Below are 14695 nucleotides of genomic sequence, written 5' to 3'. Positions count from 1 at the left end.
GGCCAATCACCTACTCAGCCTAGGCGGATTGTTAAACGCTACTAAAATCTGTGTTCTGTCAGAGTTTACGGTCCCGCCGCCCACTGCGGAATGCAGCCCAGCTAGAATCACCGCCAATTTCAATAACCAGTTTGGGGATACCAACCTTGCTACGTACACATACTTGCGGAGAATTGCGAAACAGCCACGTCGGCCAGCAGGTCAGCCTATGTGGTTGGGTGGATACATCCAGAGAGTACGGCAAGCTGGTCTTTGTGGACCTGCGGGATCGTTACGGCAAGACGCAAGTCGTCTTTGATCCCGACAGTGGGCTGGAGTCGCTGCAATTGGCCAAAAGCTTGCGTGGCGAGGACGTCGTGCTGGTTCGCGGTACGGTCAGGTCCCGCCTGGAAGGCAAGGACAACAGCAAGCTGGCCACGGGTGAAATCGAGCTTCAGGCTAACGACCTGGAGGTGCTGAACCGCTGCAAGACGCCACCGTTTTTCCCCGACAGCGGTGACCTCCCCGGCGAGGACATCCGGCTGAAGTATCGCTATTTGGATTTGCGTCGCCAGTCGATGCAGCACACTCTGTTGCTGCGTAGCCGAATCATCAAAACCATTCGCGACTATTTCGCAGAACAAGATTTCATCGACGTGGAAACGCCCATTTTGGGGCGTAGCACTCCGGAAGGAGCCCGCGATTACTTGGTTCCCAGCCGCGTGCACTGGGGGCACTTCTTCGCGCTGCCTCAGTCGCCACAATTGTATAAACAGATTCTCATGGTGGCTGGCTATGATCGCTATGTGCAAATCGCTCGCTGCTTCCGTGACGAGGATCTTCGCGCCGATCGGCAGCCCGAATTCACGCAGCTCGACATGGAAATGTCTTTCGTTAATGCCGACGACATCATCGGCATGATTGACGGTTTGGTTGCCAGACTGGCCAAACAGTTGCTGGACATCGATCTGAAGCTGCCGTTACCGCGAATGACCTACGACGAAGCCATGCGCCGGTTCGGCAGCGATGCGCCTGACCTGCGCTACGGTATGGAGATCGTCGACTGCAGCCAATTGGCCAAACAGACCGAGTTTCGCGTATTTCGCGGCGCGGTTGATTCAGGTGGAATGGTTCGGGGTATCAAAGTCGATGGCTGCGCCGAGGCCTTCTCTCGCAAGCGAATCGACGAACTGACCGATTTCGTCAAGCACGATTTTGGCGCTAAAGGCTTGGCTTGGTTCCGTGTGGAACCAGACGGAACACTGTGGTCGCCCATCAGCAAGAATCTCGAGCCCGCACTCCTAGACGGTATCAAGGCTGCGTTTCAAGCGCAACCTGGCGATTTAATGTTACTGCTGGCCGACTCGTGGGAAGTTACGTGCAAGGGACTCAATGGGTTGCGCCGTCGACTGGCCACCGAACTGAAGCTGTATGACCCTGGCCAAATGAATTTTTCTTGGGTCGTGGAATTCCCCATGTTCGAGCACGACGCGCAGGAAGATCGCTGGGTAGCCATGCACCACCCATTCACCGCACCGCGTGATCAAGACTTGGCCAGGCTCAGTTCCGATCCCCAAGCCTGTCGCGCGAAAGCCTATGATCTGGTAATCAACGGCTACGAAGCCGGTGGCGGCACCATCCGAATTCACGATAGCCAAGTGCAACAACAGGTGTTCAATCTGCTGGGCATCTCGGACGAAATGGCCGAAGAGCGTTTCGGATTCTTGCTGGACGCACTACGTTACGGCGCTCCACCACACGGCGGTATCGCGCTGGGTATTGACCGCGTTGTTATGCTCTTTGGCGGACTGGACAACATCCGCGATTGCATTGCCTTCCCCAAAACGCAGCGGGCGATGGACATGATGACCGAGGCTCCCGGCACCGTGGATGCCAAGCAACTGCACGAACTGCACATCGCAGTCGAAACGCCACCGAGCAAGCCTTGATCGACCGCCTTCGCAACTGGCTCACCGCGTTGCCGCAGCCCGAGTTTGACGGCGGCGATCGGATTCACGGAGGCTCATTTTCCGCAGCCGAATCGATTTGGGGGTGATCTCGACCAATTCATCGGACTCGATATATTCCAGGGCTGCTTCAAGAAACAATTCTCTTGGCGGCTTGAGAATGATGTTCTCGTCGCTCCCTGCAGCTCGAATATTGGTCAGCTTCTTTTCGCGACAAGGGTTGACGGTCAGATCGTTGTCGCGAGCGTTTTCGCCCACGATCATTCCTTCGTACACTTCGTCACCGGGAGCTACGAACAGTTCGCTGCGATCCTGTAAACCAAACAGCGCGAAGCCTACCGCCTTGCCGGTGACCATCGACACCAATACCCCGTTGCTGCGTCCAGGTACTTCGCCTTCGCGAGCCTTATAGCCATTGTAGCGGTGGTGAATAATAGCCGTACCCTGCGTGGCATTGAGTAGCCGAGTACGCAGTCCAATCAATCCGCGTGCAGGAATATCAAATTGCAACAACGAGTACGACCCGCGCGGCAGCATCTGTTCTAACAGTCCGCGTCGTGCACCGACCAATTCCATCACCGGACCAACCTTATCCTCCGGCACCTCGACACTCAGCGTCTCATAAGGCTCATGCATCTTGCCGTTGATTTCGCGCAGCACGACGGTTGGCTTACCGACCGAAAATTCAAATCCCTCACGGCGCATGGTTTCGATGAGCACCGCCAAGTGTAACACGCCTCGCCCCCGCACCGCATAGGCCTCCGCTCCTTCCACGGGCGTCATGCGCAAGGCAACGTTGCGTTCCAGTTCGCGTTCCAAGCGTCCACGAATTTGCCGCGTGGTAACATATTTGCCTTCGCGGCCAGCAAACGGCGAATTATTGACGCTGAATACCATTTCCAATGTCGGTTCATCGACCGTTAAACGTGGCAGTGGACAGTTCTCACCACGCGCGCACAGGGTGTCGCCGATTTCTACCTGCTCCATTCCGACAACGGCCGCAATGTCGCCGGCGGTGGCCTCAGCTACTTCCACGCGACCCAATTTATCAAAGGTCCAAACGGTAGAAACTTGCACAGGCTGCGGTCCATCTGCCTTGATCAGGTCGATCGGCTGGTTTGTCTTCAACGTACCGGCTTCGATCCGGCCAACGGCAATCCGGCCGACGTATTCGGACCAGTCCAGATTGGTTACCAACAATTGCAACGGCGCATTGGGCTGGACTTCTGGACCGGGAATCTTCTCTAGCACCATGTCCAGCAGCGGCTCCATTGACTTAGTGGGCTGAGTCGGATTGTAGGCCGCATAACCTTCCTTGGCAGATGTAAAGATGTAGTCAAACTGCTCGAGATACTGCTCGCCACCCAAATCAACCAGCAGCTCGAGGGCTTCATCCAGTACCTCGGCAGATCGTGCGTCTGGGCGGTCGATCTTGTTTATGACCACGATGGGTTTGACGCCAACTTCCAGGGCCTTGGATAGCACAAATCGAGTTTGCGGCATGGGGCCTTCAGCGGCGTCCACCAATACCAGAGCACCATCGGCCATCCGCACCACGCGCTCCACCTCACCACCAAAGTCGGCGTGGCCCGGCGTGTCGATGATGTTGATTTTCACGCCTTTGTAGGGCAGCGAAATATTTTTGCTTAGAATGGTAATTCCCCGCTCGCGCTCCAGATCGTTGCTGTCCAGAATCTGGGTGCCTTGCAACTGGGATTCGCGGAACTGGCCGCTTTGCCGCAAGAGACAATCAACCAATGAAGTCTTCCCATGGTCGACGTGGGCGATGATCACAATATTCCGTAAGTCATTGCGGCGCATAAAGTTAGAACTCAATATCCAAGTGTTTCTGCGCTCGCCATGAGCGCTGTTGATGCAGACGAAACTGTAGCTCTGCCGGCTGCGGGCCGTCCCGACGTCCCGCGTTCGGTAGCTAGGCGCGCCCAGAGCATGGAAGCACTGCCGGCCAACCCGGCCATGCTGGTTTGCGGCAGTCATCATGCGACCCTATTCTGTCGCAATTGCCCTAAATGCGGGAGGGCAGGGCGGCCCAATTCAGGAAGCCCTTGTGAAAATAGGAATTTCCCAGGATACTGGTGGGCCGATTTTCGAAGTTGTCCCGCCAACCCAGCGGCCCCAACGTGGCGGCCGCCCTGCAGTTTGAGCCAGCGACCATTTGACTGATCATAGTCGTTTTCGCCTTGGCTTGTCTGCTATCGGGATTGGCACGTCGCTGCTTGCGGTCCAAGTGACCCGCGACGGATGGGATTGTCCGCTAGTTGCTGTAGGAGCAAATTCGTTCAATGGCACGTTACACTGGTCCAAAGGCTCGTATCAATCGACGACTCAGCGCACTCATTTACGAAAGCGCCGGCGCAGTACGCGCCAGCGAACGTCGCGATAGCCCTCCCGGAATGCATCCGCGCGGTCGCAAGACTAGCAACTATGGTGCGGCTTTAACAGAAAAGCAAAAGATCAAATACTACTACGGCTTGGGCGAACGCCAGCTGCGCCGCTACTACGAGAAAGCTTCGGCAGGCAAAGGCAATACGGCTCTCGACCTGCTGACCATGTGCGAGCGGCGACTGGACAACGTGGTGCGACGAGCTGGATTCACCAAAACGCGACCTCAGGCACGACAAGGCATTGTACACGGTCACTTTCGAGTCAACGGTCAAAAGGTCAGCAAGCCCAGCTTCCTGCTGCGCGCCGGAGACGTCGTGGAAATCCGTGGCCGCGAGAACTTGAAAAGTTTCTATCGTGGCATCATCGCGAATAATCCGCCGCAATCGCTGGACTGGCTCTCTTTTGATACGGAAAACTTGATGGCTACCGTACTCAGCCTGCCAACAGCCAACGATATCAGCTTACCGGTCAATGGAAATATCGTGGTCGAGTTCCTGGCTCGCTAATTCCGTAGCTACGCTCGCCAAAGCGTGGAGTTCCGTAGCTACGCTCGCCAGAGCGTAGCGATGACCAGCACAATATGACCATATGTCTGACGAAGGACCGCCTACTGGCTCAGGAAGGTAGCTTACATGCATAGCGAACTGGTCGTTCTGGGTGGTGGTCCCGGTGGTTATGCTGCCGCGTTTCTGGCTGCCGACTTGGGTATCCCAGTTACTCTGGTCGAAGCCGAATCGCGACTGGGCGGTACCTGCCTGCTGCGCGGTTGCATTCCGTCAAAAGCTCTGCTGCATGTGGCTCAAGTCATTTCTGAGGTCGACCATCTCCGCCAAGACTGGGGCGTACATTATGATCCTCCGCGCATCGACATCCAGCAGATTCGCCAGCGCAAAGAAAAGGTAATCCAAACGCTCAGTAGTGGCCTGTCGGGCTTGGCCAAACGTCGGGGCGTTCGAGTCATTCAGGCCAAAGGCATCTTTGAGAACTCAACGACGCTGCGACTGGATGGTGACCACGAGTCAATCCCGACCGAACGCCAGATGACCTTTGACCACTGCGTACTTGCCACCGGCAGCGTCCCGGCGATGCCAGCCAGTTTCGATATCGGCAGCCCGTTGGTGTTCGATTCTACCGGCGCTCTGGCGTTGGACGACATTCCCAAAACATTGCTGGTTGTCGGCGGCGGTTATATCGGTCTGGAGATGGGCAGTGTTTACGCTAGCCTGGGCAGCCAGGTCACCGTAGTCGAACTGCTGGACGGTCTGCTGATGGGTGCCGATCGCGACTTGGTCAAGCCGCTGGAAAAGCGGCTTCAACATCTGTTTGGCAAACGCATTTATTTAAACACTAAAGTCGGCTCGCTGGCGGAAGTTGGTGGACAAGTCGAAGTCACTTTCGAAGGTAGTGGCAAATTCGGACATGAGCGCTTTGACCGCGTGCTGGTTAGCGTTGGCCGACGTCCAGTCACGCGCGGACTCGGCCTGGAAACCACCGGCGTGCAGCTAGACCAGCGCGGTTTCGCAGTCTGTGATTCTCAGCAGCGTACGGCTGACCCTCACATCTTCGCAATTGGCGATGTGGCTGGCGAACCCATGTTAGCTCACAAAGCTGCGCACGAAGCCAAAGTGGCCATCGAAGTGATCCATGGTAAGAATGTGGCTTTTGATAAAGCGGCCATACCAGCCGTCGTGTTCACCGACCCTGAAATTGCCTGGGCTGGTTTGACTGAAGAACAAGCCAAGCAAGCTGGTCGCGATGTAGCCATTGAAACGTACCCCTGGGCAGCCAGCGGTCGCGCCCAAGCCCTTGGTCGCACCGATGGACTGACCAAATGGATTATCGATCCTCAATCTCAGCGTGTTCTGGGCTGTGGCATCGTCGGACACGGTGCTGGCGAACTGATTGCCGAAGCCGTACTGGCCATCGAAATGGGCTGTGAAGTTCGCGATATCACCGACAGCATTCACCCACATCCGACGCTCAGCGAAACACTGATGAATGCCGGTGAAGTCTTCTTTGGTACCGCCACCGAAATCTACAAACCCAAGCGATCCGCCGCACCAGCCACCAAGTAGCATCGGATTATGCAGACGTATCGGGCTTGACCAGTACGCCCTCCTCAAGACCGTTGTTGCATTTTCAAACTAATTGAAGGCGACAGGCGAAGGCGGACTGAATCGATGCTGGACGTGCGCCATCACATACCCATTATCGTCATCTTATTGCAGGAAGGTAAACATCCATGAAAGCCATGCTGCTGACCGATTATCAGAAGCTTGAAATCGTCGATATGCCTACGCCTGATATCGGGCCTGAGGATATGCTGGTTCGAGTCCAAGCCTGTGGCATCTGCGGCAGCGACATTCATGGCTGGGATGGCTCCAGCGGTCGTCGTCGCCCGCCGCTGATCATGGGACACGAAGCCGCTGGAATAGTTGCCGCCGTCGGCAGCCGTGTTACCGAGTACAGAGAAGGCGATCGAGTGACCTTCGACTCCACCGTTTCTTGCGGCCGATGCCATTACTGCCGACGGGGCTCGATTAATCTATGCCAGCAGAGACAGGTGCTGGGAGTGGCCTGCGACGAATTCCGTAGACACGGAGCGTTTGCGGAACTAGTCGCCGTGCCACAGAATATCTGCTATCGCTTGCCGGACGATTTACCTTTTGAACACGCTGCACTAATTGAAGCCGTGTCCATCGCTGTTCATGCGGCTAACAGGACACCGGTGAAGCTTGGCGATTCAGCAGTGGTCGTGGGCTGCGGAATGATTGGGCTGCTGGTCGTGCAAGCCATTCGGTTGGCCGGCTGCTCGCAAGTCATGGCTGTTGATCTGGACGATACCAAGTTGTCGCTCGCCAAACGATTCGGCGCGTCTCACTGCATGAATCCTCAACAATCCGATGTGATTCAGCAGATCCTTAGCCACACACACGGCCGTGGTGCCGATGTTGCTTTGGAGGTTGTCGGAGCTTCCTCAACCGTAGGAACCGCCATCGACTGCACGCGTCGCGGTGGTGCCATTACGTTGGTCGGCAACATATCACCTCAAGTCGAACTGCCGCTGCAAAAGGTTGTCACTCGCGAACTGTCGCTCTATGGCAGTTGCGCTTCGAACGGCGAAATTCCGCAATGCATTGACCTGCTTAGTCGTGGGCTCATCCAGGTCCAACCGCTGATCACAGCGCTGGCCAAACTGAGCGACGGTCCAGACTGGTTCGCACGCCTGTACGCCGGCCTGCCCGGTGCCATGAAGGTTGTCTTGCAGCCCAATGCCAATTGAACAGTCCCGTCCACTACGTTCAACTCAGTAGCCACCATCGCCAGACGGTGAGGCTTTCACAGAAATTCCATCGCTAAACAACGAAATTCGGGACGACTTGCTGGTGTAGGACAGTTTGCCAAGCTGCCCCTGCCCAACTCATAAGCCGCAAATCCCGGCGAAATCCAGCCATTAGCCTTCTCATGCGGCGGGATAACAGCCCTGGACGGGTCGGCTTCTGTGCTCTAAAATCAGCCGCTCGCTGTATCGCGGGGGATGCTATACCCGCCGCCGGGATCGTTATCAGTGATATTAATACAAGCATTTGGGAGTTTGGAGCTGGTTTCCTTATGGTGAAATTGTTAGTACGCGACCGTGAGTCGATTCAAGAAGCGGTCCGTAGATTCCGAAAATTGGTGGAGCGCAGTGGCATCAAGAAGGAGATGCGTCGTCGCGAGTTCTACGAGAAGCCCAGTGAAATCAAGCGACGCAGCCGCTTGCGAGCCGAACGACGCTCACGCCGGACCAATCAGCTGTCCAACACCTAGATTCCAATAGTCAATTGGGGTATCCAGAACCTATCGGCCCTTGCACCAGCCACCAACGTTGTTCATGCGTTTGGCTGAAAACTAAATGGCCGAAAGCAACACGAGGGCGATTAGCTCAGTTGGTTAGAGCACCTGCCTTACAAGCAGGGGGTCGCAGGTTCGAGTCCTGCATCGCCCACTCTCGTTCATCGGCGGGCTTTCATGGGTACCAGCGCCCGACTGCCCACTCCACGCCCAATTCACGATTCGCAATAGTTGCCCTTTCTGAAAATCGAGCCGAAAGCGGTAGTCAATTGTATCGCCACTGGCTGGCCGGGTTACACTTTCGGCTCTCACTCCCCGTGCTCGCAGAAGAGCTTCCATGTCGAGCCCAACGCTGATCCCTGTAACTTGGAATGACTTTCCTGAACAGTTCCGCGAACGTCTTGGGTCAACTGCTGGCAGCCAGCGATGCATGCAGGCCGACGGTCACCTGCTGATTGTGGCTCACCATGTACCCGAGCCCGATCAGCCTCAACGGCGAGGGATATTATTTTGGTTAGATGCAACAGGGCAATGGAGGGCGTCCAATGGCGATCCAGGTAAGTCCGCCTTGAGCATGCACTTGGACCGGTTCGCCAAGCGATTAGAGCGCTACGAAATCGAGGAGCAAAAGGCCGATCAGTCCCTCGACTATCTGCCAGTGCTGGACGGAATCGTACCCCTCATGAGGACACTCAAGAATCTACTGGCCGCGTTGGAACATGCCCGCGATCTATGCCCTGCCGAGCGGTCGCTGATTGAGACTCGTGATCGGGCCTACGATTTGTCGCGACAAGCTGAATTACTGCATACGGACGTGAAGAATTCAATGGAAGTTGCCATGATTCGCAACGCGGCCGAACAATCCGCTGCCGCCCAGCAAATGACTGTCGCCGCCCATCGACTCAATACTCTGGCTGCGCTATTCTTGCCGATCGCCACACTTGGCACTGTTCTGGGCACCACGCTAACGGAGAACTGGCGCTGGTCTCAGTCGCCGATTTACTTTCTGCTCTTGATCTTAGTAGGCACTGCCCTTGGGCTAGCCGTCTCCAAATTCATTAACCGTCCGTATAAGCCGTAACAAAAGTCGTTGTGGCATCAGTCGCTTGATGGCTAGACAAGTCGGATTGCCGAGGGTGCCTGAATAACTTGGTCGCTCAACTACCAGTCAGACGGTTGCCTGGAAAGGTAAGCGTCGACCGGAACTTGCGATTAAGGATGCATGCTCTAGCCCATTCAGCACCTAATGAGGCCGCAACGCTATTAGATCTGCGATGTAGAGTAACAGAAGTATGGCACCTTCTAAGCGATGAAGCAATCTACCTGTGTAGAGCATGGGAATTATCAATACCGTAAATAGGATCATCACCGCTACATGCGTTTTCGAGATTCTAGGGGCATCGAGTGGCGCGACCATGGAACTCAACCCTAGAATCGCGAGAACATTAAAAATATTGGAGCCAACAATGTTTCCGATGGCGATGTGGGGTTGCTTGCGAATCGCTGCCACTAGGGATGTTGCAAGTTCTGGCAAGCTGGTGCCAGCCGCAACAATCGTTAGTCCAATAATAGCCTCGGATACACCCCACACCTTGGCCAACACGATCGCATTGTCAACGAGTAAGCGCGACCCAATTACCAGAACTCCCAGGCTTGCGGCCACAACTAGCAAGTCAATGCTTCAATGTTTTGCAAGCGACGGATGAGCCAACTCTACAGAATCGAGTGTGAGTGCAGTGCGGCTTGGTAATACGCAGTACCCTGTATAAGCCACGAGACCGACCAACAGCATTAAGCCTTCCGGGCGGAAGACGGTATTGTCAGACAGCATCCATGGCAGAAGTATCGCAACCGCGAGACAAATCGGGGCGTCAACTCTGATAATTTTAAGGTGAACGGGAATTGGACAAACAAGAGCGGTCAGGCCCAAAATAATCCCGATATTAAGAGAGTTTGAACCAACAACGTTGGCAACTGAGATATCGCCCTGCTGGGCCAGCGCTGCTTTTTGCGCTTACGACCAACTCAGGAGAACTCGTCCCGAAGGCAACAATGGTCAGGCCGACGGTCAATTGGCTGAGTCCCGACCGACGTGCAATTGGCGAACTACCTCGAACGAGGCCTTCAGCTCCTGCATACAGCAAGAATAGAGATAGGGCAATTAATAAAATGGTTGCGATGTTGGCGCTCCTTGAAGTGCCTAACGTCTAGCAAGCTGAGTGCTCCCATGTGCAACGTTCAACCAGTGGTAACCTACGCAAGTTGCCCACCAGTAAGTACGTATATGGCGAGGCAAAGCACCCAAGCCGCAATCGCGATGGTATAGACGGAACACACAATGGCAGCTGAGACCGAAAGCCGACGTACCCAACCAGTCGAATTTTTCGATTTGCTGAGCGCAGCGATTATTACGAGCGGAGCAAATGGGATCGCCCAGAATGTCGCAAGGCTAAACACCGCGAGGAACTTTGCACTGAAACTTTGGCGAACTGCCGATGAATCTGGATTCATGATAATTTCCTTGTTATCTACCAAATTGAGTCACCACGGCTGTTAAGTATAGCTGTGCGGAAACGTGACTGCAAGCTTCCGGTCATTGCCGAGTACCGTTGGCAGTTAACGTATTGCCAGCTAACCTGTGGCGGGCTGTATCGTCAATCTCCGCGTGCTGGAGTGGTTGCTGACGATTACGTTGGAAATTGAATCACCGGCAAATGTGCTGCAGCGCGGGGACGCACAAATCACCCGTTGTTTAGTCCTTGCGAGAACTGCTCCACGCGTGACTCAGGTTAACCACCCGTACTAACCGCGTCCAATACCGAATCGCTCATGTTGTTCGCCTATTGTCCGCGATTCCAGTAGATTCTGGCGTTGCCGGTCTGGCGGCCGACGGCGATGAGGTCGATGCGCCCGTCGCCGTTGAGATCTGCTGCGGTCAGGTCTTCGACGGCTACACCGCCTTCCTCCAGTATGTGCCGCTGCCAACTGGAGCCCTGCTGATCCAGGCTACGATAGAGTCGCACTCCGCGTCGGTCAGTAAATGTGTCACCTTGCTCGGGCTTGGGATCATCGCGTACACCGATAATAAGCTCATCCACCGAGTCGCCATCCAAGTCGGCAAAGCACACGGCATGTCCCCAGCGCAGACGATCGTCCAGTACATAGCGCACTAACGAAAACGCTTGGCTCGGATCGGGCTTGCCCGCAGCATAAATGACGACTTGGTTGCCGTGCCACGGTTCGATCGTTGCGATGATTCCGCGCCCATCACCGGAGCGTTTGACTTCGCTGGCCCCGCGACTGGCCGCAGGGTTGTCTTGGTTGGCGGCATGCATCAATCGCGTTGTCCAAAGATCGCCTGTGCCTTCGGGATACAGCAGACTTAGGCCCTCGTAACTGGCTACCAGTATCCCGCGACCACGCCGGGCGTACCCACCCGCGCCGCCATCCACAAAGTTGTGTGCCACATGCAGCTGCTGAGACAGTACGTGAGGTTTCCAGTTCTCTGGGATGCGCGGGTCGTTGGCAGGAATTTTGAGCGCGACGATGGCCAGGGGGCGGCCGTCCAGCCAGTTGGCTTGGCGAGTTGCATTTCGGCCCATGAGCGGCACATGGACGATCTCCATGGTTCCATCGTCGTCGATATCTAGCGCGCGCACTCGATGCACGGTCGGTTCGTCGCACGGCAGAGCATGCATCATCCACTGCTGGGTGATATCCTGCGGACGCTCGAGCCAGACCAATTGCCCTGGCTGCAGCGTATCAAAAGGCTTCCAGCCCGCACCGACTACCAACTCAGGCAATTCATCACCGACGATATTCAATGCCGCAATACTAACATTGTCAGGCCGCGTCTGGCCGTCCAGGATGATGTGCTTTGTCCAAGGCGCTGTCGCGTCACCTGGATTGCGGTACCAAACGATTTGGTGTTGATCCACCACGACGATATCGGGCTGTCGATCGCCGTCTAGATCCTCAGCGATTACCGCATATCCAATTTTGAGCGTACGGTCGATCTCCTGCATTTCAAACTGCGGAAAATCTGCCTGCGCCCAAGTACTTGCAATGCATACAAAAGCCAGACTAGCGAAACGTTGCATGATAGCTTCAATGGCTGTGTGACAGAGTATGTCAACTGGTCGCTTGCGTGATGTTCAAACGATGGACGGAGCTGATTCTCAGCATGGATGTATGGCACCCTCTTTTCGTCGCACACATCTTACAACGAGCGCGGCGATTCACGAAATCCAGGTTCGGTCGCTGAATCGCAACCGATTCACATGCGGCGTACCCACCACTGCCATACCGGCCAATACGGTAATATCCGACACCAGTCTAACAACAATTTTGGAGCTACGAACTGAGCAGCGATTCGACTTCGTCTTCGGCTTTGACTGTTTGTAGGTACTGTTGCTGGGCGTTGGGGGGCATGACTTCGTAACTGGAGAATTCGATGGAGTAGCTGCCCTGGCCGCCGGTCATGCTGCTGAGCGTACGTCCATAATGCATGACTTCGCGCAACGGCACGATGCAGTGCACGACTTGAATGTCACCGCCACCGGAGTCGGTACCCAACACTCGGCCACCGCGGGAACTCATGTCGCCATACACATCGCCGACATGCGACTCAGGTACGCTAACGTCTAGCTTTACCAGCGGCTCAAGCAAGCAGGGCTGCGATTCCAGGAACACTTGCTTGAAGGCCATGGCACCGGCGATCTTGAAGGCAGCTTCGCTGCTATCGACCGGATGATGCTTACCATAGTGAACCTCCACGGCCACATCTTGAATTGGATAGCCGGCGATCACACCGCGAACGATACGTTCCTTAAACCCCTTTTCAATTGCCGGCAAAAAGTTGCCTGGAATCGAGCCGCCAACAACCGAGTCGATCCACAAGAAGTTGTTGACGGCGTCATGATGCACCGCCTTGAGACTTGGGAAACGCGATTTGGTAGCAAAATCCTCAACGGCCGTCCCGCGTGGAAAAGGATACATGCGAATGTGCACCTCGCCAAACTGGCCACGACCACCGCTCTGTTTCTTGTGGCGATAAGAGCCCTCGGCTTGTATTTGTATCGTCTCGCGCAGCGGTATACGCGGATCGTGAGTCTCCAAATCAACCTTGTCACGATGCTGCATTCGCTCCAGCAACAATTTCAAATGCAGCTCACTCATTCCAGTCAGCACGACTTCGCTGGTCAAGCTGTCTCGATCCAAGCGAATGGTGGGATCTTCTTCGACCAGCTTGTGCAATGCAACCGACAACCGCTTCTCGTCGGCTTGCGTCTTGGGACGGATGGCCAGTCCGACCATGGGCTGTGGAAAGTGAATTTCCGGCATACGCACATCCCCCAGTACTGACCCGGTGTGCAAGGCGTCCACTTTTGCCACGGCCACAATCTGCCCGGCCTCGGCGTAGTCCAAGGGCTGCGTCTGCCCGGCTTGCACTTCAAGCAGAGTCGGTATCTTGATGGTTTGTGAATCGCCGTCGACATGAATCAACTGATCTTTTTTCAGCGTGCCATTGAAGACCCGGATATAACTGAGCTTTTGTAGGTAGGGATCAACGCGAGTCTTGAAGACTTGGGCTACCAGAGGCCCAGAAGCATCGGCATGCAGTACCACATCCTGACCTTCGGTAGAGCTGCCGTGGCGCTCGATACGATCGGGGGAGGGCATGGTCTGAGCCAAACCGCGTAAGAACTCGCTCAACCCGATATTGTCGCGCGCGTCGACACAAAATACAGGAATCAACTCGCGCGATAACACGGCATCCGGCAACAGTGGTAATAGCTCTTGAATCGACGGAATATCGCCGTCCAGATAGCGTTCCATCAGCACATCGCTGCCTTCGACCAGGGCCTCGACGAGCTGATCATGTAGTGGACCTACTTCCATCACTGCCCCCAAGTCATCGCCGGGCTCTAAGAGATCGACTATGCCAGTCACCAGTTCGCCATCGCGTTTTGGCAAGTTCATCAACACACAGCTGGGACCAAATGTGTCGCGAATCTGCTGCATCAATGGACCAAAGTCTACGGCTTCGCCATCCACCCGGGTGATGACTAAACTAACCGGCATGCCCAAGTCCAAGACTTCTTTGAATACGCGCCGCGTATTGACTTCAATCCCTTTGTGAGCATTGATGCCGATAACAGCTCCGTCGGCTGCGACCAGCGCGCCAATCGTTTGGCCGATGCAATCTGTGTAGCCGGGCGTGTCCAGAAAGGTAAAGTACACTGAATCAGACTGCAGATGCACGACCTTGGCTTCGATCGTGTGCTTGTGTAGTTTTTCTTCAGGATCGAAATCGCAAACACTCGTGCCGTCATCGACGCTGTGATGGCCGGCAATCGCTCCCGTATGTAGCAGCAACGCATCAATCAAACTGGTCTTGCCGATCGATCCGTGGCCGCACAAAGCAATGTTTCGACGATTGGAGATCTGAACGTGACTGGACATGACGTACCCTTCTGCGTTAGAGAACACAAACAACGCCGTCGTCG

Annotated in this window: 13 protein-coding genes and 1 tRNA gene; 7 read left to right on the top strand and 7 right to left on the bottom strand. The window is 55.3% G+C overall.

The features are described from left to right. Positions 1-146 precede the first annotated feature (146 nt). Positions 147-1928: an aspartate--tRNA ligase gene (gene aspS, locus KF752_19470; GenBank protein MBX3423742.1), complete on the top strand. Its 1782-nt coding sequence runs from the start codon at positions 147-149 to the stop codon at positions 1926-1928. 21 nt (positions 1929-1949) lie between these two features. Here aspS and typA read toward each other — a convergent pair whose 3' ends face one another. Further along, positions 1950-3767 carry a translational GTPase TypA gene (typA, locus tag KF752_19465; protein ID MBX3423741.1) on the bottom strand — a complete coding sequence of 606 codons (1818 nt, stop codon included), beginning with the start codon at positions 3765-3767 and terminating at the stop codon, positions 1950-1952. 482 nt (positions 3768-4249) lie between these two features. On the opposite strand from typA, the gene rpsD reads away from it, so the two are divergent. The 6 genes from rpsD (at position 4250) to KF752_19435 (ending at position 9267) form a co-directional block, all read left to right on the top strand. Continuing rightward, positions 4250-4858, top strand: a complete 609-nt coding sequence (gene rpsD, locus KF752_19460; protein ID MBX3423740.1) for a 30S ribosomal protein S4 — start codon at positions 4250-4252, stop codon at positions 4856-4858. Between the two features lie 126 nt (positions 4859-4984). Continuing rightward, positions 4985-6427 (top strand): dihydrolipoyl dehydrogenase, encoded by a 1443-nt coding sequence (gene lpdA, locus KF752_19455; protein MBX3423739.1) that lies wholly within the window; start codon positions 4985-4987, stop codon positions 6425-6427. Positions 6428-6594: 167 nt separating this feature from the next. Beyond that, entirely contained in the window at positions 6595-7635 is a 1041-nt protein-coding gene (locus KF752_19450; protein ID MBX3423738.1) for a galactitol-1-phosphate 5-dehydrogenase, read from the top strand. 329 nt (positions 7636-7964) lie between these two features. Further along, the gene (gene rpsU, locus KF752_19445) at positions 7965-8162 is read left to right on the top strand and encodes a 30S ribosomal protein S21 (protein MBX3423737.1); all 198 of its coding nucleotides are present in this window, start codon (positions 7965-7967) and stop codon (positions 8160-8162) included. A gap of 104 nt (positions 8163-8266) precedes the next feature. Then, positions 8267-8340: transfer RNA gene (locus tag KF752_19440), tRNA-Val, on the top strand. A gap of 183 nt (positions 8341-8523) precedes the next feature. Continuing rightward, positions 8524-9267: a hypothetical protein gene (locus tag KF752_19435; protein ID MBX3423736.1), complete on the top strand. Its 744-nt coding sequence runs from the start codon at positions 8524-8526 to the stop codon at positions 9265-9267. A gap of 162 nt (positions 9268-9429) precedes the next feature. Here the strand turns inward: KF752_19435 and KF752_19430 are convergent, their stop codons facing one another. The 6 genes from KF752_19430 to KF752_19405 all read right to left on the bottom strand — a co-directional run bounded on the left by KF752_19430 (position 9430) and on the right by KF752_19405 (position 14651). After that, complete coding sequence (locus tag KF752_19430; GenBank protein MBX3423735.1) at positions 9430-9858, bottom strand: hypothetical protein; 429 nt, start codon at positions 9856-9858, stop codon at positions 9430-9432. A 9-nt stretch (positions 9859-9867) separates the two neighbouring features. Further along, on the bottom strand, positions 9868-10185 hold the full coding sequence (locus KF752_19425) for a hypothetical protein (GenBank protein ID MBX3423734.1): 318 nt from the start codon (positions 10183-10185) through the stop codon (positions 9868-9870). After that, positions 10130-10330 carry a hypothetical protein gene (locus tag KF752_19420; protein ID MBX3423733.1) on the bottom strand — a complete coding sequence of 67 codons (201 nt, stop codon included), beginning with the start codon at positions 10328-10330 and terminating at the stop codon, positions 10130-10132. The genes KF752_19425 and KF752_19420 overlap by 56 nt, the downstream gene beginning before the upstream one ends. 109 nt (positions 10331-10439) lie before the next feature. After that, complete coding sequence (locus KF752_19415) at positions 10440-10697, bottom strand: hypothetical protein (protein MBX3423732.1); 258 nt, start codon at positions 10695-10697, stop codon at positions 10440-10442. A 329-nt stretch (positions 10698-11026) separates the two neighbouring features. Further along, positions 11027-12286, bottom strand: coding sequence for a VCBS repeat-containing protein (locus tag KF752_19410; protein ID MBX3423731.1), 1260 nt, complete (start codon positions 12284-12286; stop codon positions 11027-11029). 253 nt (positions 12287-12539) lie between these two features. Continuing rightward, positions 12540-14651: an elongation factor G gene (locus KF752_19405; GenBank protein MBX3423730.1), complete on the bottom strand. Its 2112-nt coding sequence runs from the start codon at positions 14649-14651 to the stop codon at positions 12540-12542. Positions 14652-14695: the final 44 nt, after the last annotated feature.

It is taken from the genome of Pirellulaceae bacterium, assembly GCA_019636385.1.
Taxonomy (GTDB): Bacteria; Planctomycetota; Planctomycetia; order Pirellulales; family Pirellulaceae; genus Aureliella.
Note: the sequence above shows the minus strand (reverse complement) of the source record. Positions and strands in the feature narration are given on the sequence as shown.

What these genes read in the sequence shown, in the direction of transcription:
- KF752_19435 (MBX3423736.1), top strand. Translation starts at nt 8,524, where the DNA reads ATGTCGAGCCCAACGCTGATCCCTGTAACTTGGAATGACTTTCCTGAA.
- KF752_19405 (MBX3423730.1), bottom strand. Translation starts at nt 14,651, where the DNA reads ATGTCCAGTCACGTTCAGATCTCCAATCGTCGAAACATTGCTTTGTGC.
- KF752_19450 (MBX3423738.1), top strand. Translation starts at nt 6,595, where the DNA reads ATGAAAGCCATGCTGCTGACCGATTATCAGAAGCTTGAAATCGTCGAT.
- typA (MBX3423741.1), bottom strand. Translation starts at nt 3,767, where the DNA reads ATGCGCCGCAATGACTTACGGAATATTGTGATCATCGCCCACGTCGAC.
- KF752_19415 (MBX3423732.1), bottom strand. Translation starts at nt 10,697, where the DNA reads ATGAATCCAGATTCATCGGCAGTTCGCCAAAGTTTCAGTGCAAAGTTC.
- rpsD (MBX3423740.1), top strand. Translation starts at nt 4,250, where the DNA reads ATGGCACGTTACACTGGTCCAAAGGCTCGTATCAATCGACGACTCAGC.
- rpsU (MBX3423737.1), top strand. Translation starts at nt 7,965, where the DNA reads ATGGTGAAATTGTTAGTACGCGACCGTGAGTCGATTCAAGAAGCGGTC.
- lpdA (MBX3423739.1), top strand. Translation starts at nt 4,985, where the DNA reads ATGCATAGCGAACTGGTCGTTCTGGGTGGTGGTCCCGGTGGTTATGCT.
- KF752_19410 (MBX3423731.1), bottom strand. Translation starts at nt 12,286, where the DNA reads ATGCAACGTTTCGCTAGTCTGGCTTTTGTATGCATTGCAAGTACTTGG.